We start from the raw sequence: 22,821 nt of genomic DNA on the forward strand, positions 1-22,821 counted from the left end.
TCCAACCGCACGCGCCGATGTAGGTTCGGCAGAGTGAGCAATGTGCTGGACGTTCCCCTGAGTGATCTGCTCGACCTGGCCGTGGGCATCGCCCGGGAGGCCGGCGACATGCTGCTGGACAAGCGGCCGGACCGGCCGGAGGTGATCCAGACCAAATCCAGCCCGACCGACGTCGTGACGGCGCTGGACCGCGCCGCCGAGGAACTGATCCGGGGACGCATCCGCGAGAGCCGGCCGCACGACGCCATCCTCGGCGAGGAGGGGGGCCACAGCTCCGGCGAGAACCGGGTGCGCTGGATCGTCGATCCGGTGGACGGCACGGTCAACTTCCTGTACGGCCTGCCCGAGTGGTCGGTGAGCATCGCCGTGGAGGTGGACGGCGAGATCGCCGCCGGGGTGGTGAACGTCGTCCCGCGCGGCGAGGTGTTCGCGGCCGAGCGGGGCGCGGGGGCCTACCTGCTGACCACGGGGGAGCGGCTGCGCTGCAACACCGGCGTGCCGCTGGCGCAGGCGCTGGTCGCCACCGGGTTCGGCTACCGGCCGGGACGGCGTGCCGTACAGGCGCAGGTGCTGGCGCACGTGCTGCCCCGGGTGCGCGACATCCGGCGCGCGGGATCGGCGGCGTCGGACCTGTGCTCGGTGGCGGCCGGGCGAGTGGACGCCTACTACGAGCGCGGGCCGCAGTACTGGGACTACGCCGCCGGGGGCCTGATCGCCGTGGAGGCCGGGGCGAGGATCGGAGGGCTGTACGGCAAGCCGTACAGCCCGGAACTCACGATCTGCGCCGCGCCGGATCTGTTCGAGGAGCTACACGACCTCCTCGCGCCGCTGGACCCGGAACGCGATCTACCTGAGCGGGATCTCAGCGGGACATCTGGCGGGGAAGGGTGATGCCGTTGTCGTCGGCGATGCGACGCAGGTCCTCGATCTCCGCGGTGAGCGTGTCGGCGAGGAAGTCGTCGCCGGCCGACCGGGCCTCCGCCAGACCCTTGTAGGCCTGGTCGAGCCGGAATTCGATCGTGGTCGTGAACTCGCCCATCTCACCTTCTCTCTCGTGCTGTAGGGGGCAGGGACGGTTGGTTGGACCACGCCCTACCCAGGCGTTGCATTCGGCTAAACATGACTTTCGGAGTTTTTCGCCAAGTCGCGGTGTGTCGTGTGTCACCTGGGTCACCCGCGTACCGGGCGGCGGCGGGCTTACCGCCCGCTTACGCTGCGAGGGACGAGAATTGGAGGCGGTTCGGCTCCGACTCCATCCGGAGAAGCGAGTCACACGGAGAAGCGCACACGGACAAGCGCACACGGACAAGCGCACGAGGAAAGGCGGCGGGACGGTGCGGGTGCTTGTGGTTGAGGACGAGCGGGTGCTCGCGGACGCGATCGCGACGGGCCTGCGTCGCGAGGCCATGGCGGTCGACGTGGCCTACGACGGCGCCGAGGCGCTGGAGAAGACCTCCTACATCGACTACGACGTGATCGTGCTCGACCGGGACCTGCCGAAGGTGCACGGCGACGAGGTCTGCCGCCGCCTGGTCGCCGAGCGCACGGCCTCGCGCATCATCATGCTCACCGCCTCCGGCGAGGTGGACGACAAGGTCGAGGGCCTGGAGCTGGGCGCCGACGACTACCTCGCCAAGCCGTTCGTGTTCCTGGAGCTGGTGGCGCGGGTGCGGGCGCTGGGCAGGCGCTCGGCCCCGGCGCTGCCGCCGGTGCTGGAGCGCGCGGGCATCCGGCTGGACCCCGGCAAGCGCGTCGTCACCCGCGACGGCCGGGAGGTGACGCTGACCAAGAAGGAGTTCGCGGTCCTGGAGGAGCTGATGCGCGCCGAGGGCGCCGTCGTCAGCCAGGAGGACCTGCTGGACAAGGCCTGGGACGAGAACATCGACCCGTTCACGAACGTGGTGCGTGTCACGATGATGACGCTGCGCAAGAAGCTCGGCGAGCCCCAGGTGATCGAGACCGTCCCGGGCGTGGGCTACAAGCTGTGAGCGGCCGATGAGCCAGGACAGGAATCAGGGAACGGCAGGGGCGGGCCCCGGCTACCCCGCCGGCAAGGCGGCGGGCTGGAAGAGCGAGCAGCTCACCGTCGAGAGCCCGCGCGCCTCCCGGCCCGGCGCCCAGCCGCCCCCGCCCACCGGCCCGCCGGTCTGGGACGGGCCCCCGCCGCCCTCGCCGATCGCGCTGCGGCCCAGCCCCTACCAGCGGCTGAAGGCGATCAGCGACCGGATGAGCATCCGGGTGCGGCTCACCCTCATCTACGGCGCGCTGTTCTTCCTCGGCGGGGCCGTGCTGCTGACGGTGATGTACGCGTACGCGGGTCACCTGATGGATGAGATCCTGCTGATGCCCGGCGACGTGGCCGTCAACCCCCGCTGGTCGCCGGAGGTGATCGACCAGTTCCGTGAGGTGTACGCGCATGAGCGGGAGGCGGCGATCCAGGGGGTGCAGAGCGCGCTGCTGAGACGGTCGCTGCTCACCCTGTTCGGGCTCGGCGTGATCGCGCTCATCCTCGGCTACTTCGCCGCCGACCGGGCGCTGCGCCCGGTGCAGAAGATGACCGCCACGGCACGCCGCCTGTCGGAGACCTCCCTCGCCCACGAGCGCATCGACCTGCAGGGCCCCGACGACGAGCTGAAGGAACTGGCCGACACCTTCGACGCGATGCTCACCCGGCTCAACCGGGCCTTCGACGCGCAGCGGCGGTTCGTCGACAACGCCTCGCACGAGCTGCGCACCCCGCTGGCGATCAACCGTACGGTGCTGGAGGTGGCGCTCGGCGACCCGGAGGCGTCGGAGGACCTGAAGGTGCTGGCCCGCACCCTGCTCGGCACCAACGCCCGCAATGAACATCTCATCGAGGGCCTGCTGCTGCTGGCCCGCAGCGAGCGGGAGCTGAGCGTGCGCAAGGAGGCGGACCTGCGCGAGGTGGCGCAGACCGCCGTCGACCAGCTCGCCGCGAACGCCGCGGAGAACGGCGTCACCGTGCACGTCAACCTGTTCCCCGCGCGTACGACCGGGGACCCGGTGCTGCTGGAACGGTGCGTGTCGAACCTGGTGGAGAACGCCATCAAGTACAACGTGCCCGAGGCGGGCCAGTTGTGGGTACGCACGGGAATTCTGGACGGGGGGTCGGTTGTTCAGGTCGCCAACACCGGGCCGCTGGTGCCCGCGTACGAGGTGGACGACCTGTTCGAGCCGTTCCGGCGGCTCAACGCCGACCGGATCGATTCCGCCCGTGGCGCGGGCCTCGGCCTGTCGATCGTGCGGGCGGTCGTGCGCGCGCACGGAGGCACGGTCAAGGCGGCCCCGCGGGACGGCGGCGGCCTGGTGGTGACCGTACGCCTGCCGCAGGCGTGACTCCCCGGAACAACCGGCGGGGGAGCGTCTCAAAACGGTGCGGACATGTGGTTGGATGTGCCGTCGAACATGTCGGGCCACGCGTCCGGCGCTGGGGGTTTGGCCATATTTGGCTAACTCGGCGTGCCGGAAGCACGGCCCCGGCGTGCTAGGAGGTTCGTGATATGCCATCTCGGGGTACCGATGCAAAATCTCCCCGGTGAAACGGGCACAAGATGGGCTTCCCAGACGTTATAGGCGCGCGACGGTGCGCAGACACATAGATGAGGGGGATGGAGTACTCACATGGCTACCGACTACGACAGCCCACGTAAGACCGACGACGACCTGAGCGAGGACAGCCTCCAGGAGCTCCAGGCGCGGCGGAGCGACAAGTCCTCCGGCAGCATCGACATCGACGAGACCGACCTGGCCGAGTCGCTGGAGCTGCCCGGCGCGGACCTGTCGAACGAAGAGCTGTCGCTGCGGGTGATACCCAGGCAGGCCGACGAGTTCACCTGCTCGCGCTGCTTCCTGGTGCACCACCGCAGCCAGCTCGCCTCCGAGCGGAACGGTCAGCAGGTCTGCCGCGAGTGCGCCGCCTGACCGTTCCGATGATAGGAGGGTCCGCGTTGTGACATCCAAAGCGGATCGGTCATCCGGCGACGACGACACCCGCGCCGGCGACGATGCCGGCGCAGAGGTCCGCACTGGGACCGGTACTGAGGCCGGTACCGGGGCTGGTACTGGGGCCGGTACTGGGGTCGGCAGTGAGGCCGGCAGTGAGGCCGGTACTGGAGCAGGCGCCGGGGCCGATGCCGGAGTCGGCGCCGAGCCCGGCGGGCCGGCCGGTGCGGCCGACGCGGTCGGCGACGCCGGTGGGAAGGCCGCCGGAGAGGACCTCGCGACCGGCGACGGCACCGCCGACAGCCCGGCGGGCGGCGCCGGAAACGGCGCCGGAAAAGACGCCGCCGAAAAGGACGCCGTCCCCGACGGCGAAACCGGCGACCACGGAACCGGAAACGGTGCGACCGGACAGGACGACTCCGGAAATGACGGAACCGGACAGGGTGGGGCCGGAGCCGACCGGACCGGAAGCGACGCAACCGGAGACGACGGGACCGGAAGTGACGGGACCGGAAGTGACGGGACCGGAAGTGACGGGACCGGAAGTGACGGGACCGGAAGTGACGGGACCGGAAGTGACGGGACCGGAGACGGCGGAACCGTAAACGACGAAACAGAAAACGACATCGCGAAGAACGACGAGGTAGCCGAACTCGTCGGCAAGCTCGCCGAGCGTGAGGAACTGGACACGGCCGAGCGGCGACGGCTGCTCGGCCGTCTCACCGTGGCACTCCGACGGCGGGCGAAACAGGCACGCGCGTCCGGAGCGGCCAGAGGCAAGTGGCTGGCCGACGTCTTCATGTCGATCGCGCCACGGGTTCCGATCCGCGACCTGTCCACCCTACAGGAGCACCACTACGGACTCACCGGCGAAGAGCTGGCCGAGGACCTGATCCGCACCGCGGCCAAGGCCACCACGGCGGTCGGCGCGGTCGGCGGGGCCCTGGCCGCGGCGGAGTTCGCCGCGCCGCCGCTGCTGCTGTCGGCCCCCGCCCAGCTCGTGGCGGAGACCCTCGTGGTGGCCGCCATCGAGGTCAAGCTCATCGCCGAGCTGCACGAGGTGTACGGCGTGGCCGTCCCCGGCACGCCGACCCAGCGGGCGCTGGCGTTCACCACGGCGTGGTCCAAGCAGCGCGGCGTGGACCCGCTGACCCCGGGATCGGTCACGATCGCGCTCGGCACCGCGGCCAAGACCGCCCTGCGCAACCGCCTGATGCGCACCCTCGGACGGCATCTGACGACCCTCGGGCCCTTCCTGACCGGGGCCGTCGCCGGCGGCACGCTCAACCGGATGGCCACACGTCGGCTCGGGCGGGCCGTACGGGAGGATCTACGCAGACAACGCGCTCTACCCCCAGGATAATTGCTAAACCGAAATGTCCTATTAATTCGCCCACGGTCATGATTTTCGATATGTGAGAACTCTATGACCGAGAGTCGGATACGAGAGCTGGTGCCCGGTTTCGTATGGTGGTCCTAAACGGACCACACCGGGAGGTCGAGTGCGCACCACGAGCTCGTTTCTGATCGTAGCGAACAGGCTACCGGTCGACCGCACCATCGGCCCGGACGGCAAGGCGTCCTGGCGGCGAAGCCCCGGCGGCCTGGTCACGGCCATCGCCCCGGTTATGCAGAGCCGCGACGGCGCCTGGCTGGGCTGGCACGGCGCTCCGGACGAGGAGCTCAAGCCCTTCGATCACGAGGGCATGCATCTGATCCCCATTCCGCTGTCGGCCACCGAGGTGGAGCTCTACTACGAGGGCTTCTCCAACGCGACCCTGTGGCCGCTCTACCACGACGTCGTCGCCAAGCCCATCTACTCCCGCGTCCTGTGGGACGCCTACCGCGCCGTCAACGACCGCTTCGCCCGCGCCGCGGCCGACGCGGCGGCCCCCGGCGCGATCGTGTGGGTGCAGGACTACCAGCTCCAGCTCGTGCCGGCGATGCTCCGCAGGCTCCGTCCCGACCTGCGGATCGGCTTCTTCCTGCACATCCCGTTCCCCCCGGAGGAGCTGTTCTCCCAGCTGCCGTGGCGACGGGAGCTCCTGGAGGGCCTGCTCGGCGCCGACCTGGTCGGCTTCCAGCGCCCCGGCGGCACGTCCAACTTCATCCGCCTGTCGCGCCGGCTGCTCGGCCAGCCCAACACCCGCCACGAGATCCACGTGGACGGCCGGGTGGTGCGCACCGAGGCGTTCCCCATCTCCGTCGACTTCGCCGCGCTCGACCGGCTGGTACGCAAACCGAGCGTGGCCAAACGGGCCAAGGAGATCCGCGCCGAGCTCGGCGACCCGTGCCACGTGTTCCTCGGCGTGGACCGGCTCGACTACACCAAGGGCATCGGGCAGCGGCTCAAGGCGTTCGGCGAGTTGCTGAACGAGGGCTCGCTCGCCCCTGGCGAGGCCGTCTTCGTGCAGATCGCCACCCCGTCGCGGGAGCGGGTCGAGGAGTACCGGCTGCTGCGCGACGAGATCGAGCTGCAGGTCGGGCGGATCAACGGCACGCACGGCTCGCTCGGCGCGCCGCCGATCAGCTACCTGCACCAGTCCTACAGCCACGAGGAGCTGGCCGCGCTGTTCCTCGCCGCCGACGTCATGGTGGTCACGCCGCTGCGGGACGGCATGAACCTGGTCGCCAAGGAGTACGTCGCCTGCCGTCCCGACCTGCGCGGCGCGCTGGTGCTGAGCGAGTTCGCGGGGGCCGCGGACGAGCTGCGGCAGGCGTACATGGTCAACCCCTACGACGTGGACGGGCTCAAGCGCGCCATGCTCGCCGCCGCCCGCGCCACCCCCGACGAACTGGCGCGCCGCATGCGCTCGATGCGGCGCAGGGTCTCCACCTACAACGTGGACCGATGGGCCAGCGAATTCCTATCGGCGCTGGAGGGGTGACCGGAGGGATAGCTGGAGGAATAGCCAGCACCCCGACGACCCGGCCCGACCGGGACCGACGCGGAGGCGTGCCCCATAACGACCCCCACTACGACAACCCCTCTCACGACGACCCCCATCACGACTCCGCGACGCCGGGACATCCGCCCGGACAGGATCTCCCCGGACAGGACCTCTAGGACAAGCCGCCGGCCTTCTGCTTCCAGGACTGCCACCGCTTGGCGGCGGTACGGGTGGCGACGATGCGCGTCACCTCCATGCCGACGCCCATGACGACGGCGTACCCGATCGCCTCGGCCATGCTGATCTCCAGCGAGTCGGGGTCGGCCGGCGGCTTCTTACCGGTCACCTTCTGCCAGCCGAACTCGATGGCCTTGCGCGCCACGAAACCGGTTCCCAGCCCGATCAGGGCTCCGACGACGCGCCACGCCATCTCCGGCTTGTCTGGCTTCTCCGCCATGAGGCACTCCCCTTCCTGACTAGGATTCGAACCCTACTGCCCGCCGTGCGTACACGTGCGCATTCAACGGGCGCACGCCGGTGCCGCCGTTGTCCTACCATTCAGTGGCATGACCATACGAAGCGCAGGCGCCGAGCGCGCCCGATACCAGCTCCCTGAAAGGCCCTCCCTCGACGGCCTGGAGCAGGTATGGGTAGCCCGCTGGGAGGCCGAGGGCGTCTACCGCTTCGACCGCACCCGCCCGCGGGACGAGATCTTCTCCATCGACACGCCGCCGCCGACCGTCTCCGGCTCGCTGCACGTGGGCCACGTGCTCTCGTTCACGCACACCGACCTGGTCGCCCGCTACCAGCGCATGCGCGGCAAGTCGGTCTTTTACCCGATGGGGTGGGACGACAACGGCCTGCCCACCGAGCGGCGCGTGCAGCAGTACTACGGCGTGCGGTGCGACCCCTCGCTGCCCTACGACCCCGGCTTCACGCCGCCGGACAAGCCCGACCCCAAGCGCCAGGTGCCCATCTCCCGGCGCAACTTCGTCGAGCTGTGCCACCGGCTCACCGAGATCGACGAGCGCGCCTTCGAGGAGGTGTGGCGGCGCGTCGGCCTGTCGGTGGACTGGTCGCTGCTCTACACGACGATCAGCGACAGCGCGCGGGCGGTCTCGCAGCGCGGCTTCCTGCGCAACCTGCGGCGGGGCGAGGCGTACGTCGCGCAGGCGCCAACGCTGTGGGACGTCACCTACCGCACCGCGGTCGCCCAGGCCGAGCTGGAGGACCGGGAGTGGCCGGGGGCCTTCCACCGGATCGCCTTCGGGTCGCACACCGGCGAGAAGGTGTACGTCGAGACCACGCGGCCGGAGCTGCTGCCCGCGTGCGTGGCCCTCGTCGCCCACCCCGACGACGAGCGGTACCAGGGGCTGTTCGGCACCACGGCGACCACGCCGGTGTTCGGCGTCGAGGTGCCGGTGCTCGCGCACCGCCTCGCCGAGCCCGACAAGGGCACCGGAATCGCCATGATCTGCACCTTCGGCGACGTCACCGACGTCGTCTGGTGGCGGGAGCTCGACCTGCCCACCCGGGCGATCATCGACTGGGACGGGCGGCTGGTGGCGGAGCCGCCGCCGGGGGTGCCCGCCGGGCCGTACGCGGAACTGGCCGGGAAGACCGTGCACTCGGCCCGCGAGCGCGTCGTGGAGATGCTGCGCGCCTCGGGCGAGCTCGACGGCGAGCCGCGCCCGGTGCGGCGGCCGGTGAAGTTCTACGAGCGCGGCGAGAAGCCCCTGGAGATCGTCACCACCCGCCAGTGGTACATCCGCAACGGCGGCAGGGACGCCGAGCTGCGCGAGCGCCTGCTTGAACGCGGCCGCGAACTGTCCTGGCACCCGCCGCACATGCGGGTCCGGTACGAGAACTGGGTCGGCGGCCTCGCCGGGGACTGGCTGATCTCCCGGCAGCGCTTCTTCGGCGTGCCGATCCCCGTGTGGTACCTGCTGGACGAATCCGGCGAGCCGATCTACGACGCGCCGATCACGCCGGACGAGTCCGCGCTGCCGGTGGACCCCTCCAGCGACGTGCCGCCCGGGTACACCGAGGAGCAGCGGGGCAAGCCGAACGGCTTCATGGGCGACCCCGACGTCATGGACACCTGGGCGACCTCGTCGCTCACCCCGCAGATCGCGGCGCGCTGGTGCACCGACGACGAGCTGTTCGAGCGGGTCTTCCCGATGGACCTGCGTCCCCAGGCGCACGAGATCATCCGTACCTGGCTCTTCGCCACGGTGGTGCGCTCGCACCTGGAGCACGACAGGCTGCCGTGGCGGAACGCGGCGATCTCCGGCTGGGTGCTCGACCCGGACCGCAAGAAGATGTCCAAGTCCAAGGGGAACGTCGTCACCCCCCTGGCGCTGCTTGAGCAGCACGGCTCGGACGCGGTGCGCTACTGGGCCGCCGGAGGGCGGCTCGGCGTGGACACCGCCTTCGACCCCGGCCAGCTCAAGATCGGCCGGCGGCTCGCCATCAAGATCCTCAACGCGTCGAAGTTCATCCTCGGCCTCGGCGACCCCGCCGCGGAGTCCGCCGAGACGGCGACCGAGCCGCTGGACCTGTCGATGCTCGCCACGCTGCGCGGCGTGGTGGCCGAGGCGACCGAGGCGTTCGAGGGGTACGAGCACACCCGGGCGCTGGAGGTCACCGAGCGGTTCTTCTGGGAGTTCTGCGACGACTACCTCGAACTGGTCAAGACCCGCGCGTACGGCGAGGCGGGCGCGTCGGCGAGGGCGGCGCTGCGCCAGGCCCTCGACGTCATGTTGCGGCTGTTCGCGCCGTTCCTGCCGTTCGTGACCGAGGAGGTCTGGTCGTGGTGGCGGGACGGCTCGGTGCACCGGGCGAGCTGGCCGGTTCCCGAGGAGCTCCCGGCCGCGCGCCCGGCGGGGACTGCGGCTGCGGGCGCGGAGACGGGCTCCGAGACCGGCCCCGCGACCGGCTCCGAGACGGTCTCCGCGACCGGCGCGGAGACCGGGCCGACCGGTGACCCGGCCGTGCTGGCGGCCGTCGCGGCGGTGCTGCGACAGGTGCGCAAGGCCAAGTCGGAGGCGAAGGCGTCGATGCGCGCCCAGGTCTCCCGGGTCGAGGTCGTCGGCCCCGACGCCGAACTGGTGCGACCCGGCCAGGACGACCTGTGCGCGGCCGGCGTCATCGAGGAGTTCGTGCTCGAGCACGCCGACGGAGAGACCGCCGTACGCGTGACCCTGGCCTGAAACCCCTCCCGTCCGCGCGGACCGCTCGCGGCACGCGCGGACGGGACGACCCGGCGGGCGGCGGCCGGAGACGGGCCGCCGCAGTCCTCCCCGGCCCGTCATGGGCGGGACGGTTGCGCCGGTACCCGGCCGGAGTCGTTCCGTCGGCCTGGGCGGGACGGGCAGGTGATCGGAATGGTGCCGGTACCCGGCCGGAGCCGTTCCGTCGGCCTGGGCGGGACGGGCAGGTGATCGGAATGGTGCCAGTATCCGGTCGGAGCCGTTCCGTCGGCCGTGGCGGAGCGGGCAGGCGATCGGACGACGCCCGTGGGTGCCGTCGCCGCGCCCGAAGGGTGGGGAAACCTTTACTGCGGCACGCCGGGCGCGTCCCCTGCGGGAACTTACCTGCGGGTGAAGAGGCTGTCCCGCTTCCGACACGCTAGGTAGTGCGCAACCGCCCGGCGGACGTGACAGGCTTGACGTGTGATCCCCGATAACGACGACCGCCGTCCGCCGAGCGTCCCGCCGGTGCTGGCTGCGATGGCCGCATGGAGCTGGCGCCTGATCGTGCTCGGGGTGGTGGTCTACTACTTCGCGCAGATCGTGGCCACGCTGCAGTTCGTGGCGCTGCCGGTGGCGATCGCGCTGCTGCTGACGGCGCTGCTGTTCCCGCTCACCGACGGGCTGCGGCGGGCCGGGCTGAACTCGATGGCGGCGACGTGGCTGACGATGCTGACCGCGCTCGCCGTCCTCGGCATCACCGGCTGGATCGTCGGGGCGCGCGCCAACGACGAGTTCCCGCGCCTGGTCGACCAGGTGCAGACCACCGCGAGGGACCTGCAGAACTGGCTGCTCACCGGGCCGCTCGGGCTGCGTGAGTCGCAGCTCGCCGACATGGTCTCGGAGGTGACGCGGCAGCTCAACGAGCAGCGTGCCGCGATCACCGGCACGCTGGTGACGGGCGCGGCCGTGGCCGTCGAGGTGCTCGCCGGCATCGTGCTCATGCTGTTCGTGACGTTCTTCCTGCTCAAGGACGGCGAACGGATCTGGTCGTGGTTCCTGAAGGGGTTCGGCCGGGCCCGGCCCCGGGTGGACCGGGCCGGACGCGCGGCGTGGCGCACCCTGTCGCACTACGTGCAGGGCACCGTCATGGTGGCCGCCGTGCACGGCGTCATCATGGGTATCGTGCTGGCCGGCATGGGGGTGCCGCTGTGGGCGCCGCTCGCCGTGCTGATCTTCCTGGCGAGCTTCATCCCGATCATCGGTATCTTCTTCGCCGGCGGCCTGGCCGCCCTGGTCACCCTCGGTGCGAAGGGGCCGATCTACGCGCTGGTGTTCATCGGCATCCTCGTCGTGGAGCAGCAGTTGGAGAACCACGTGCTCCAGCCGCTGATCGTGGGCCGGGCGGTGAAATTCCATCCGCTGGCGATCATCCTGGTGCTCGCCGTCGGCGGCGTGCTCGCCGGCATCACCGGCGCGGCCGTGGCGGTGCCCATCGCGGCGGTGCTCTACCGGGCCCTGCCCGAGCTGCGCCACGACCAGCGGGCCCTGCCTCCGCCGTCGGACTTCCACGCCGGGCCGCCGGGGGAGACGGGCGGCGGGCCGGGCGGGGGCCCCGGCGGGGGGCCGACCGGCGGACCGCCCGAGAGGCCGGCCGAGGAGCCTGGCGAGGGGCCTGCCGAGGGTCCGCCCGAGGAGCAGGGCGAGAGGCCGGCCGGGGGCGGGGGAGAGGACGCGGGCACGGCGGAGGACGCGAACGAGGTGTCCAGGCCGCACAGCCGGTAAGGTCTGCGTTCGTGACCAGTACCCGCGGCCGGAGGTGACCGATGAGCGTCGAGGTGTTGATCCAGCGGCTCGACCCGGACCTGCCGCCACCCGCCTATGCCCACCCCGGCGACGCCGGGGCCGATCTCTACGCCCGCGAGGACGTCGAGCTGCTGCCGGGCGAGCGCGCCGTCGTGCCGACCGGGCTCGCGATCGCCCTGCCCGACGGCTACGCGGCGTTCGTGCATCCGCGGTCGGGACTGGCCGCGAGGCTGGGCGTCACCCTCGTCAACGCCCCCGGCACGGTCGACGCCGGCTACCGGGGCGAGATCAAGGTGACCCTGCTCAACACCGACCTCAAGAACGCCGTGCGGCTGAGCCGCGGGGATCGCATCGCCCAGTTGGTGATCCAGCGGGTCGAGCGGGCACGGTTCCACGAGGTGGAGCGGCTGCCGGGATCGGTCAGAGGCGCGAACGGCTTCGGCTCCACCGGCCGGTAGCCGCGCGGCCCGCCCCGAAGGGGGAGCCGCCGCGCCGACAGCGGCCTTCAGTGACCAATAGGAGAGTGAGAACAGTGTTCCGACGTCGCCGCCGCGAGCGGGAGCGGGCGGCACCGGTCGCCGAAGAGGCGTCCGTGCCCCAGCGGGAGTCCGGCCCCTGGGACGCCGACGAACCCCACCCCGAGGGGGAGCGGGTCGATCTCGGCGGCATGCTCCTGCCCATCGGGCCCGGGTTCGAGGTGCAGCTCAACGTCGCCGGGGACCAGATCGTGGGCGCGGTCATCCTGGTGGACGGCAGTGCCCTGCAGGTCCACGCGTTCGCCGCGCCCAAGCGCAGCGGCATCTGGGACGAGGTCAGGGGCGAGCTGAAGCGCGAGGTGACCGCCTCCGGCGGCACCGCCGAGGAGGTCGAGGGACCGTTCGGCGTCGAGCTGGCCGCCCGGGTCAGGCAGGGTGAGGCGCTGCAGCCGGTGCGGTTCTGCGGGATCGACGGCCCCCGCTGGTTCCTGCGGGCGGTGATCAGCGGCAAGGCCGCGGTCGACGCCGAGGCCGCCGCGACGCTGGAGGACGTCGTCCGAGACATCGTCGTGGTCCGCGGCGACCATCCGATGCCCCCCAAGGAGCCCATCGAGCTGCGGCTGCCCCCCGAGGCCAGGCAGGCGATGGAGCAGCAGGCCGCCCAGACCGGCCGTCCCGATTTGAACCCGTTCGAACGCGGCCCCGAGATAACGGAAACGCGCTGAACTGACCTAACCTGGTTCAGCAGGCGGGGTAGTCAAGGGGTGAACGTCGATGGGCAGCGAGCCTCGTGAGGGGCGATCCGGCGAGGCGCGTGGTGAGCGTCCGAAACAGAACGTTCAAGATCAGGGCTCCCAGAGCCAGGGTGCGCAAAAGCCGGGTACTGAAAAGCCGGGTACTGAAAAGCAGGGCGGGCTGCGGGCGCTGCTGCGGCGGCTGACGGCCGGCCAGTCGGAACTTGAGGCGGAGGAGCTGCGCGAGGACCTGGACCGGGAGGACGCGACGCCGATCGTCTCGTGTGGCGGGCGGCGCAGGTTCCGGGTCGCGGGTACTCTACGGACGGTGACCCTGCGGCCGAGGGGCGGCGCGCCCGCCCTGGAGGCGGAGCTGTACGACGGCTCCGACGTGATCGACCTGGTCTGGCTGGGCCGTCGCAAGATCGTCGGCATCGAGCCGGGCCGGGTGGTGCGGGCCGAGGGCCTGGTCAGTCTGCAGGACGGTCGCAAGGTGATGTTCAACCCGCGGTACGAACTGCGTCCCACGGGTGGTCAATGATCCAGGAAGGGGCTGGCAGCATGAATTCGGCCGACGCCACGGAGGACGCCACGGATCCGGCGCGGCCGGCCGCGTACGAGACCGTGGAGGCCGCGGTGCGGGCCCAGCTCGCCAAGGCGCTGGGCGGCAAGCGCGGCATCCTGGAGGCCGCGGTGCCCACCATCGCCTTCACCATCAGCTGGATCGCCACCGAGCAGCTCAAGCTCAGCCTGATCATCAGCATCGGCACGGCGGTGCTGCTCCTGCTCGTGCGCCTCGTCCAGCGCTCCACGCCGCAGTTCGTCCTCAACAGCCTCGTCGGCATCGGCATCGGCGCCTTCCTCGCCAGCCGCTCCGGCGAGGCCAAGGACGTGTTCCTGCCCGGCATCCTCTACAACGCCGCGTACGCCGCCGGCATGCTGCTGTCCATCGTGGTCCGCTGGCCGATCGTGGGCTTCCTCGTCGGCGCGATCACCGCCGACCTGTCCGCCTGGCGCAACGACCCCGGCATGGTACGCCTGTGCTCCAGGCTGACCTGGCTGCTGCTGCTCCCATGCGTGTTGCGCGTGGTCGTGCAGCTCCCCCTCTACTACGCCGACCAGGTGGCCGTCCTCGGCGTCAGCAAGGTGGTGCTCGGCTGGCCGCTGCAGGTGGCCGCCCTCGGCGCGATGGTCTGGGTCCTCGCCCGAGGCCGCACCCCGATCACCCCGGCGGCGGGCGGGGCCTGACGCCCGGCCCGTCCGCCACGCGGCACGGCTCAGTGCCGCTCAATGGCCGCTCAGTGCCGCTGGGGAGCCGATCGGGGCCGCTCAGTGCGGGGCGAGCAACTGCGCCAGGTCGCGTTCGACCTCCTGGGTGGCCACGAACAGCAGCTCGTCCCCGGCCTCCAGGGGATCGTTGGCGGAGGGGACCAGCACACGGCCCTCGCGCAGGATCGCCACCAGCGCGGAGTCCTGCGGCCACGGCACCGACCCGGCGCGCTGGCCGACGACCGGCGCGTCCTCGGGCAGGGTGAGCTCGACCAGGTTCGCCTGACCCTGCCGGAAGGTCATCAGCCGCACCAGGTCGCCGACGCTGACCGCCTCCTCCACCAGGGCGCTGAGCAGGCGCGGGGTGGAGACGGCGACGTCCACGCCCCACGACTCGTTGAACAGCCACTCGTTCTTCGGGTGGTTGATGCGGGCGACCACGCGGGGCACGCCGTACTCGGTCTTGGCCAGCAGCGAGACCACCAGGTTCACCTTGTCGTCGCCGCTGGCGGCGATCACCACCTGGCAGTTGTTCAGCCCGGCCTCGTCGAGCGAGGAGACCTCGCACGCGTCGGCGAGCAGCCACTCCGCCTTCGGCACACTGTCGATCTTGATGGCCCTGGGGTCGGCGTCGATGAGCAGCACCTGGTGGCCGTTCTCCAGCAGCTCGGCGGCGATGGACCGGCCGACGGCGCCGGCTCCGGCGATGGCGACGCGCATCAGTCCTCCTCCTCGGGGGTGCCCGACAGCACCTTGTGAATGCGGTCCATGTCGTTCTCGGCGGCGATCACGTGCAGGATGTCCCCCTCCTGCAGCACGGTGTCGGCCTTGGGCAGCAGCGCCTCGCCCATCCGGTTGATGAACGCCACGCGGGCGCCGACGGCCTTCTCGATCCGATGGAGCGTCGTGCCGATCCAGTGGGGGTGGAAGACCACCTCGGCGAGGATCACGGTGCCGGTGGGGTCGCGCCACAGCGGCTCGGCGCCCTCGGGCAGGATGCGGCGCAGGATCTGGTCGGCCGTCCACCGCACGGTCGCCACCGTGGGGATGCCGAGCCGCTGGTAGACCTCGGCGCGGCGCGAGTCGTAGATGCGCGCCACGACGTTCTCGACGCCGAAGGTCTCCCTGGCCACCCGGGCGGAGATGACGTTGGAGTTGTCTCCGCTGCTCACCGAGACGTACGCGCCCGCGGTCTCGATCCCCGCCTCGATGAGCACGTCGCGGTCGAACCCGATGCCGGTCACCCGCTTGCCCCGGAATCCGGCCCGCAGGCGGCGAAACGCCTGCGGATCGCGGTCGATGATGGCCACCGAGTGCCCGTTGTCCTCAAGGATGTGGGCGAGCGTGGAGCCGACCCGGCCACATCCCATGATCACGATATGCATGCTCCCCCGCCGTTCGGTCGAGGCGGTACCTGTTGTGAATTCCCGCGGATCCGGCCGTTAAGAGTCCAGTCCTAATACCTCTATCAGGACAGTATGGCCTGCCTTCCCCCACGCGTCCTCCGTGCGGTCGGCAGCCGGGACCCGGCTAGCATCGTCAAACGTGGCGAAGGCAACAGATTTGGCGAAGCGCCTGCTTGTGGGCCCGGCGATTCGCAGCGGGCAGGCGCACGGGCAGCTCCTGCCCAAACGCATCGCGCTGCCGGTGTTCGCGAGTGACGCCCTGTCGTCGGTGGCGTACGCTCCACAGGAGATTCTGATCACCCTGGGCGTGGCCGGCTTCGCCGCCTACCACTTCACGCCGTGGATCGCCGCGGCCGTCCTGGTGGTCCTGATCACGGTCGTCGCGTCGTACCGGCAGAATGTGCGCGCCTACACCAGCGGCGGCGGCGACTTCGAGGTGGCGACGACCAACCTCGGCCCCAACTACGGGCTCGGCGTGGGCAGCGCGCTGCTGGTCGACTATGTCCTGACCGTGGCGGTGTCCGTCTCGTCGGGGGTGGAGAACCTGGGCGCCGCGTTTCCGTTCGTGCACGAGCACCAGGTCGGCACCGCCATCGCGCTGGTCGCCCTGCTCACCCTGATCAACCTGCGCGGGATCCGCGAGTCGGGGATGGCCTTCGCCCTGCCGACGTACGCGTTCATGGTCGCGATCTTCGCGACGCTGATCTGGGGCGGCACGCGACTCGCCCTCGGCGACGACCTGCGCGCCGAGACGGCCGACTACGTGGTGCGCGGCGAGGACATGGGGCTTTCCGGGCTCGCCCTGGTGTTCCTGCTGCTGCGCGCGTTCTCCTCCGGCTGCGCCGCGCTGACGGGGGTGGAGGCCATCAGCAACGGCGTGCCCGCCTTCCGCAGGCCCAAGGGGCAGAACGCCGCGGCCACCCTGCTCATGCTGGGGCTGCTGGCGATGACGATGTTCGGCGGCATCACCGCGCTCGCCTACGTCATCGGCGCCAAGTTCGGCGACGCCTCCCAGGGCAGTCACCTGTACGACCAGTCGGGCCGGGAGGTGGTGGCGCACCCGGTGATCGTCCAGGTGGCGCAGACCGTCTTCAGCGACTTCCCGCCCGCCTTCTACGTGGTCACGGTGGTGACCGTGCTGATCCTCGTGCTCGCGGCCAACACCGCGTTCAACGGATTCCCGGTGCTCGGCTCGGTGCTCGCGCAGAACCGCTACCTGCCCCGGCAGTTGCACACCCGCGGCGACCGGCTCGCGTTCAGCAACGGCATCATCCTGCTGGCCGCCGCCGCGGGCGCGCTGATCTACGCCTTCGACGCCGAGGTCACCCGGCTGGTGCAGCTCTACATCGTCGGCGTGTTCGTGTCGTTCACGATCAGCCAGGTCGGCATGGTGCGGCACTGGAACGCGAAGCTGCCGGGCGAGCGCGACCCGGCGGAGCAGCGCCGCATGCGGCGCTCGCGCGCGATCAACGCCTTCGGCGCCTTCCTCACCGCCGTGGTCCTGATCGTGGTGCTGGTGACGAAGTTCACCCACGGCGCGTGGATCGCCATCGCGATCATGACGTTGCTGTTCGTGACGATGCGCGCCATCCGGCGGCACTACGACAAGATCGCCGACGAGCTCGCGGTCGAGGACGATGCGGTGCTCGACGAGTCCATCCGCCCGGCACGCAACCACGCCATCGTCCTCGTCTCCAAGATCCACAAGCCGACCCTGCGCTCCCTCGCGTACGCCCAGGCCACGCGGCCGTACTCGCTGGAGGCGCTCACCGTGGCCGTGGACGGCGCGGAGGCGAGGAAACTGCAGGAGACGTGGGACGCCCGGGGCATCGACGTGCCGCTGAAGATCCTCGACTCGCCGTATCGGGAGATCACCCGGCCGGTGCTCGACTACGTCAGGAAGCTGCGCCGCCGCTCGCCCCGGGACGTGATCACCGTGTTCATCCCCGAGTACGTGGTCGGCCACTGGTGGGAGCATCTCCTGCACAACCAGAGTGCCCTTAGGCTGAAGACCCGGCTGTTGTTCCAGCCGGGCGTCATGGTGACCAGCGTGCCGTGGCAGCTCCGCTCCTCCGACCGCCTGAAGAGCCGCCCGGATCAGTACGCCGCGCGCTCGGTCCGGCGCCCCTCGGACGGACCACGAAAGACGACGACCGGGACGGGAAATGATCGAGCTTGAGGTTGGCAACGTCGCCAACGGCGGTTGGTGCGTCGCGCGGCACGAGGGCCGCGTCGTGTTCGTCCGGCACGCCCTGCCCGGCGAGCGCGTACGCGCCCGCGTCACCGAGGAAACGGCCTGGTTCCTGCGCGCCGACGCCATCGAGGTGCTGCGCCCCTCGCCCGACCGGGTCACCCCGCCCTGCCCGTACGCCGGGCCGGGCCGATGCGGCGGCTGCGACTGGCAGCACGCCTCGCTTGAGGCCCAGCGGGCGCTGAAGGCCGAGGTGATCGCCGAGCAACTGCGGCGGCTGGCCGGGATCCGGCGGGAGGTCACGGTCGAGGAGGTGCCCGGCGCGCCCGACGGTCTCGGCTGGCGCACCCGGGTGCGTTTCGCCGCCCGCCCCGACGGCGTACTCGGCCTACGGCGGCACCGCTCGCACGAGATCGAGCCGGTGGACGCCTGCCTGATCGCCCACCCCGAAGTGGAGAAGATCGGCGTCGAGACCCGCAACTGGCGCGGCGCGGCCTCCGTCGAGGCGATCGCCTCCGCCACCGGCGACCGCGCCGTGGTCGTGGCCCTGCCCAAGGCACGCCGCTCCGGCAAGGACGCGGAACACGCCGCCGGGACGCGTCCCACCGATGCCGAGGGGACGCGTCACACCGAAGAGGTCCGGGACTCACGGGATGCGGGAGACATACGCGACTCGCGGGACTCAGTGGGCATTCCGGGCGAAGGGCCCGCCGACGGCGACGTCGAGGTGCCCGACCTGGACGCCTCGGCCGCCATCCTGGTGGAGGAGGACCATCGCACCCGCGCGGTGCGCGGCCGTGCCGACGTGCGCGAGCGTGCGGGCGGCCGGACCTTCCACGTCACCGCAAACGGCTTCTGGCAGGTCCACCCCGGAGCGGCCGAGACCCTCCTGCGCGCGGTCCTGCGCTTCGCCGAGCCCCGCCCCGGCGACTGGGCGCTCGACCTGTACTGCGGGGCCGGCCTGTTCACCGCCGCCTTGGCCGAGGCCGTGGGCCCCGAGGGCGCCGTGCTCGGCGTGGAGTCCGACCGGGAGGCCGTCCGCAACGCCCGCCGCAACCTGCGCGACCTGCCCCATGCGAGCGTCGAGCGGGGCCGCATCGAGCCCGCGCTCAACGCCGCCGGAGTCGAGCGCGCCGACATCGTCGTCGCCGATCCGCCCCGCACCGGCCTCGGGCGCTCCGTCGTGGACCGGATCGCCGACCTGCGCGCCGCCCGCATCGTCTACGTCTCCTGCGACCCCGCGACCATGGCCCGCGACATCGCCTGGTTCGACGCCCGCGGCTATCACCTCACCGACCTGCGCGCCTTCGACGCCTTCCCGATGACCGCCCACGTCGAGTGCGTGGCCCTGCTGCAGCCCGGCCGCTCCCGCTGAGGACGCCGCGGGGCCGGAAGGCCGCGCGACGACTCCGACGCCGGACCCGCGGCGTGCGACTTTTGGTGCATAGCGGTTGATTCCTTACAAGCCCTCGACGGACGAGCACGTACGGTCACCGAAAAGTGACGCGAAAGGCGGCTCCCACGCCGGAGGGGAAGCGGTGCCGATCTGGGTGGGAGGTCCATAATGTCGGCATGCTTCTGAGGATCTTCACCGAGCCGCAGCAGGGTGCGGCCTACGACGACCTGTTGCGTGTGGCCCAGGCGACCGAGCGGCTCGGCTTCGACGCCTTCTTCCGATCCGACCATTACATGCGTATCGGCCCCGGGGACCCGGGCCCCGGATCCACCGACGCCTGGGTGACGCTGGCCGGGCTGGCGCGGGAGACCTCGCGGATCCGGCTGGGCACCCTCGTGTCGCCGGCCACCTTCCGCCTGCCCGGCCCGCTGGCGATCAGCGTGGCGCAGGTGGACCAGATGAGCGGCGGCCGGGTGGAGCTGGGCTTCGGCGCGGGCTGGTACGACGCGGAGCACACCGCGTACGGGCTGCCGTTCCCGCCCCGCAAGGACCGGTTCTCGCGCTTCGAGGAGCAGTTGGAGATCATCACGGGCCTCTGGACGACGCCGGAGGGCTCCACGTACTCCTTCGAGGGCGCCCACTACCGGCTGGCCGACTCGCCCGCCCTGCCCAAGCCCGCGCAGCGCCCCCGTCCGCCGATCATCGTCGGCGGCACCGGCCCCACCCGCATTCCCCGCATGGCGGCCCGCTTCGCCGACGAGTACAACGTGGCCTTCCGCGGCCTGGCCGACACCGAGGCGGCCTACGGCCGGGTGCGTGACGCCTGCGCGGCGATCGGCCGCGAGTCCATCATCATGTCGGCGGCGCAGACGATCGCGGTCGGCCGGAACGAGGCCGAGGCCGCCCGCCGGGCCGCCGCGATCGGCCGGGACCTGGACGCGCTGCGCACCGGCGGCCTCGGCGGCACGCCCGGCGAGGTGCTGGAGAAGATCGACCAGTACGCCAAGATTGGCTGTGAGCGCCTCTACCTCCAGATCCTCGACCTGAACGACTTCGACCACTTGGAGCTGATCGCGTCCGAGATCATGCCCCACGTCTGAGGAGGACGCCGGGCGACGTTAATCAGTGGCGGGTCCGATCGGGCGTCGGGAACAATCGGCGAGCGTGCTGCTCACGATCTCCACGACCCTGAGGCCCGCCACCGATCTCGGCTTCCTGCTGCACAAGCATCCCGACCGCGTGCAGGAGTTCGGCCAGTCCTTCGGCACGGCCCGGGTCTTCTGTCCGGAGGCGGCACCCGAGCGCTGCACGGCCGCGCTGATGCTCGACGTCGACCCGATACGGCTCGCCCGCACCCGTGGCCGCGACCTCGCCGTCGCCAGGAGAACGCCGCCGCCGCGCTGCAGATCATGAGCCGGTTCGCGGTGGACCCCCGCCGGCTCGTCTACCTGCCGCTGACGATGGCCCCGCCGGAGACCTCCGGGCGAGCTGCTGCCGTGGTCGGCGAAGGCCGGCGGCCTCATCAAGGAGCAGTACGCGGCGGTGGGGGCGGCGGCGCGGGCCGCGCTACCGGAGGCGCTCGCGGCGCTGGACGCGGCTGCCGGGCGCGGACTGGATGTGGGCGGCTTGCACGACCGCACCCGACGCCGCTTGCACAACGCTGCCCGATTCCGCGACGCCTATGCGCGGTACTGCGGCCCGGTTTCCGGCCTGGAGGGAATCCGGCTCGCGCCGTTCCAGATCCTGGCCTGCGAGGGCCGTGTCACGGCGGCGGGACGGCCGCACTCGTGGCACCTGGAACTGCTCTCCCGCCTCGGCACGGGCGGCGGGCTGATCACGCCGACCCGGCACGTCTTCGTCACGCTCGGCTCGCCGGAGTCCAGGCGGGCGGCCGTCGAGTGGTGGGAGCGGCTGACCGAGTCGGGCGGGGAGGGCATGGTCGTCAAGCCCCTGCATCCGCCCGCCGGACGTGTCCAGCCCGGCGTCAAGGTGCGCGGGCGCGAGTATCTGCGCATCATTTACGGTCCTGATTACACCGAGACAGACCAGATGAGCGGATTGCGACGTCGGTTCCTGGGGAAGAAGCGCTCCATGGCGTTGCGGGAGTTCGCGCTGGGATTGGAGGCATTGTCCCGGCTGACCGAGGGCGAGCCGCTGTGGCGGGTGCACGAGCCCGTGTTCGCGGTGCCGGCCTTGGAGTCGGAACCGGTTGACCCTCGCCTCTGAGCCGCCGTTCCCCGGGGCGAGCGGGCATGGGCGCGAATGCGCCGGAATGCCCCGGAGTGCGCCGTAAGTCGCCGGAAGTCGCCCAAAGTCGCCGGAGTGCGATGGAATTCGCGGGAATGAGAGGGAATTCCGCCCGGCGGCGGAGCGTCGTTCTCGGTGACGGGACGGCTCGCGAGGTCTCGTGAACGGGGCTCAGGAGACGTGGACGTGGTGTCTTTCGCCGTAGGCGGCGGGTCGTGGCGGGGGATTTCCCGGCGCGTGGGGCGCTGGATCGCACGGAGGATCGGCCGTACGGCGCGCGGCCGCTCGGGCGGGCGGACCGACGGCCGATCCAAGGTCGTGCATTTCCGGCACACCTGGCAGGACATCGAAATCGTCGGTCACGTGCACGTCCAGGAGTGCGCGGTATGTCATCGCACGCGCGTCCGCATCAGATGATGGAGGCCCTGACGCGGTGCGTGCGGGCGCCCGTGCGCGGGCGCGGGCGGCGCGGGGTCAGCCGGTCCCACCGGGCTTTCGAGCCCCCGGCTCCCGGGCCTGTGGTGGTGCCTGTCGGGCCTGTCCGGCCTGTCGGGCCTACGAGGCCATCGACGGCCGGATGGCCGGCGGCGGAAGCGGAACGACCTCGCGTTCGACGTAGGAGCGCATGTCCTCGCCCCGCTCGAACAGGCTCTGCATGATCGGGATACAGGGCCGGATCGCGTCACGATCCACGATCCGGCGTCCCCCGATGTGCGCGCCGATCTCGTCGTAGCGCACCAGGTACGCCAGCGACTCGCTGAAGATCACGACTTCGGGCAGCGGCTGAACCGTCTCAAGCGGCCGTACGACGTGAGCGGGAACGACCCTCCCTCGTTCGCCCACCAGCGCCCTGGCCGCGAGGTAGTGCAATTCCCACTGCATGTACGGCGTGAGCGGGGCCTCGACGATGCGCACCCGGCGGAACTCGGCGGGTCCGTCGTACTCGCGGGCGTAGGTGTCCCGCGCCTGCTCGATCAGCTCCAGAGACCGCTGCCAGCGGCCCCCCATCATGGCGTTCCAGCTCGCGTCGTACGGCTCGTGAAAGTACTGCGCGCGTTCGAGTTTCCAGATGACCCCCTCGGTTCTGCGGAAGACGGCGGCGAACTCGGACTGGTATTCGGCCACGGGCAGAATGGCTCCGTCGGCCTGGCGTAACTGCTGGAAGGCCGCGACATCGGTGTCGTCGTGGTCGTTCATACTCCTCCTCGTTGTGCCTCGCGATCGGCTCGCCGTGCGGGCCCGGCGACACTC

At 71.1% G+C, this 22,821-nt stretch carries 22 protein-coding genes and 1 pseudogene; 17 read left to right on the forward strand and 6 right to left on the reverse strand.

Annotated features, from left to right (window positions below; genetic code table 11):
* Window positions 1–33: 33 nt before the first annotated feature.
* Window positions 34–891, forward strand: a complete 858-nt coding sequence (locus AB0K60_RS01880; RefSeq protein ID WP_364047485.1) for an inositol monophosphatase family protein — start codon at window positions 34–36, stop codon at window positions 889–891.
* Here the strand turns inward: AB0K60_RS01880 and AB0K60_RS01885 are convergent.
* On the reverse strand, window positions 863–1,039 hold the full coding sequence (locus AB0K60_RS01885; protein WP_364047487.1) for a hypothetical protein: 177 nt from the start codon (window positions 1,037–1,039) through the stop codon (window positions 863–865). The two genes, AB0K60_RS01880 and AB0K60_RS01885, sit on opposite strands and share 29 nt — an antisense overlap.
* Before the next feature lie 295 nt (window positions 1,040–1,334).
* Between AB0K60_RS01885 and AB0K60_RS01890 the strand changes: the two genes are divergently transcribed.
* From AB0K60_RS01890 to AB0K60_RS01900, 3 genes are all read left to right on the forward strand, one after another.
* Window positions 1,335–1,988: a response regulator transcription factor gene (locus AB0K60_RS01890; RefSeq protein ID WP_364047489.1), complete on the forward strand. Its 654-nt coding sequence runs from the start codon at window positions 1,335–1,337 to the stop codon at window positions 1,986–1,988.
* A gap of 7 nt (window positions 1,989–1,995) precedes the next feature.
* Window positions 1,996–3,357 (forward strand): HAMP domain-containing sensor histidine kinase, encoded by a 1,362-nt coding sequence (locus AB0K60_RS01895; protein ID WP_364047491.1) that lies wholly within the window; start codon window positions 1,996–1,998, stop codon window positions 3,355–3,357.
* Window positions 3,358–3,642: 285 nt separating this feature from the next.
* Window positions 3,643–3,942: a DUF4193 domain-containing protein gene (locus tag AB0K60_RS01900; protein WP_161479042.1), complete on the forward strand. Its 300-nt coding sequence runs from the start codon at window positions 3,643–3,645 to the stop codon at window positions 3,940–3,942.
* A gap of 49 nt (window positions 3,943–3,991) precedes the next feature.
* Here AB0K60_RS01900 and AB0K60_RS01905 read toward each other — a convergent pair whose 3' ends face one another.
* Complete coding sequence (locus tag AB0K60_RS01905; protein ID WP_364047493.1) at window positions 3,992–4,348, reverse strand: hypothetical protein; 357 nt, start codon at window positions 4,346–4,348, stop codon at window positions 3,992–3,994.
* 339 nt (window positions 4,349–4,687) lie between these two features.
* Here AB0K60_RS01905 and AB0K60_RS01910 point away from each other — a divergent pair, with 339 nt between their 5' ends.
* Both AB0K60_RS01910 and AB0K60_RS01915 read left to right on the forward strand, forming a co-directional pair.
* On the forward strand, window positions 4,688–5,326 hold the full coding sequence (locus AB0K60_RS01910) for a hypothetical protein (protein ID WP_364047495.1): 639 nt from the start codon (window positions 4,688–4,690) through the stop codon (window positions 5,324–5,326).
* 139 nt (window positions 5,327–5,465) lie between these two features.
* Window positions 5,466–6,851 (forward strand): trehalose-6-phosphate synthase, encoded by a 1,386-nt coding sequence (locus tag AB0K60_RS01915; RefSeq protein WP_364047497.1) that lies wholly within the window; start codon window positions 5,466–5,468, stop codon window positions 6,849–6,851.
* A 175-nt stretch (window positions 6,852–7,026) separates the two neighbouring features.
* Here the strand turns inward: AB0K60_RS01915 and AB0K60_RS01920 are convergent, their stop codons facing one another.
* Window positions 7,027–7,311, reverse strand: coding sequence for a DUF4235 domain-containing protein (locus AB0K60_RS01920; RefSeq protein ID WP_364047499.1), 285 nt, complete (start codon window positions 7,309–7,311; stop codon window positions 7,027–7,029).
* 109 nt (window positions 7,312–7,420) lie between these two features.
* On the opposite strand from AB0K60_RS01920, the gene valS reads away from it, so the two are divergent.
* From valS to AB0K60_RS01950, 6 genes are all read left to right on the forward strand, one after another.
* On the forward strand, window positions 7,421–10,066 hold the full coding sequence (gene valS / locus AB0K60_RS01925) for a valine--tRNA ligase (protein WP_364047501.1): 2,646 nt from the start codon (window positions 7,421–7,423) through the stop codon (window positions 10,064–10,066).
* Window positions 10,067–10,528: 462 nt separating this feature from the next.
* Window positions 10,529–11,830 (forward strand): AI-2E family transporter, encoded by a 1,302-nt coding sequence (locus AB0K60_RS01930; RefSeq protein WP_364047503.1) that lies wholly within the window; start codon window positions 10,529–10,531, stop codon window positions 11,828–11,830.
* 41 nt (window positions 11,831–11,871) lie between these two features.
* Entirely contained in the window at window positions 11,872–12,309 is a 438-nt protein-coding gene (gene dut, locus AB0K60_RS01935; protein WP_364047505.1) for a dUTP diphosphatase, read from the forward strand.
* A gap of 74 nt (window positions 12,310–12,383) precedes the next feature.
* Entirely contained in the window at window positions 12,384–13,052 is a 669-nt protein-coding gene (locus AB0K60_RS01940) for a DUF3710 domain-containing protein (protein WP_364047507.1), read from the forward strand.
* Window positions 13,053–13,101: 49 nt separating this feature from the next.
* A complete protein-coding gene (locus AB0K60_RS01945; RefSeq protein WP_364047509.1) occupies window positions 13,102–13,602 on the forward strand; it encodes an OB-fold nucleic acid binding domain-containing protein in 501 nt (166 codons plus the stop codon).
* A 20-nt stretch (window positions 13,603–13,622) separates the two neighbouring features.
* Complete coding sequence (locus AB0K60_RS01950; RefSeq protein WP_364047511.1) at window positions 13,623–14,309, forward strand: DUF3159 domain-containing protein; 687 nt, start codon at window positions 13,623–13,625, stop codon at window positions 14,307–14,309.
* Window positions 14,310–14,390: 81 nt separating this feature from the next.
* On the opposite strand, the gene AB0K60_RS01955 is transcribed toward AB0K60_RS01950, so the two are convergent.
* Window positions 14,391–15,050: a TrkA family potassium uptake protein gene (locus AB0K60_RS01955; protein WP_364047513.1), complete on the reverse strand. Its 660-nt coding sequence runs from the start codon at window positions 15,048–15,050 to the stop codon at window positions 14,391–14,393.
* Window positions 15,050–15,715 carry a TrkA family potassium uptake protein gene (locus AB0K60_RS01960; protein WP_364047515.1) on the reverse strand — a complete coding sequence of 222 codons (666 nt, stop codon included), beginning with the start codon at window positions 15,713–15,715 and terminating at the stop codon, window positions 15,050–15,052. Before AB0K60_RS01960 ends, AB0K60_RS01955 begins: the two co-directional genes overlap by 1 nt.
* A gap of 160 nt (window positions 15,716–15,875) precedes the next feature.
* Between AB0K60_RS01960 and AB0K60_RS01965 the strand changes: the two genes are divergently transcribed.
* The 5 genes and pseudogenes from AB0K60_RS01965 to AB0K60_RS01985 all read left to right on the forward strand — a co-directional run bounded on the left by AB0K60_RS01965 (window position 15,876) and on the right by AB0K60_RS01985 (window position 21,549).
* Window positions 15,876–17,915: an APC family permease gene (locus tag AB0K60_RS01965; protein ID WP_364047517.1), complete on the forward strand. Its 2,040-nt coding sequence runs from the start codon at window positions 15,876–15,878 to the stop codon at window positions 17,913–17,915.
* The gene (locus tag AB0K60_RS01970; RefSeq protein WP_364047519.1) at window positions 17,902–19,302 is read left to right on the forward strand and encodes a class I SAM-dependent RNA methyltransferase; all 1,401 of its coding nucleotides are present in this window, start codon (window positions 17,902–17,904) and stop codon (window positions 19,300–19,302) included. Before AB0K60_RS01965 ends, AB0K60_RS01970 begins: the two co-directional genes overlap by 14 nt.
* A 197-nt stretch (window positions 19,303–19,499) precedes the next feature.
* Window positions 19,500–20,423, forward strand: coding sequence for an LLM class F420-dependent oxidoreductase (locus tag AB0K60_RS01975; RefSeq protein WP_364047521.1), 924 nt, complete (start codon window positions 19,500–19,502; stop codon window positions 20,421–20,423).
* Between the two features lie 64 nt (window positions 20,424–20,487).
* Window positions 20,488–20,682, forward strand: a pseudogene (locus AB0K60_RS01980) (3' terminal RNA ribose 2'-O-methyltransferase Hen1); the annotation flags it as partial.
* Between the two features lie 183 nt (window positions 20,683–20,865).
* Complete coding sequence (locus AB0K60_RS01985; RefSeq protein ID WP_364047523.1) at window positions 20,866–21,549, forward strand: hypothetical protein; 684 nt, start codon at window positions 20,866–20,868, stop codon at window positions 21,547–21,549.
* Window positions 21,550–22,125: 576 nt separating this feature from the next.
* Here AB0K60_RS01985 and AB0K60_RS01990 read toward each other — a convergent pair.
* A complete protein-coding gene (locus AB0K60_RS01990) occupies window positions 22,126–22,767 on the reverse strand; it encodes a DUF6879 family protein (RefSeq protein ID WP_364047525.1) in 642 nt (213 codons plus the stop codon).
* Window positions 22,768–22,821: the final 54 nt, after the last annotated feature.

Source organism: Thermopolyspora sp. NPDC052614 (genome assembly GCF_040678635.1).
Taxonomy (GTDB): domain Bacteria; phylum Actinomycetota; class Actinomycetes; order Streptosporangiales; family Streptosporangiaceae; genus Thermopolyspora.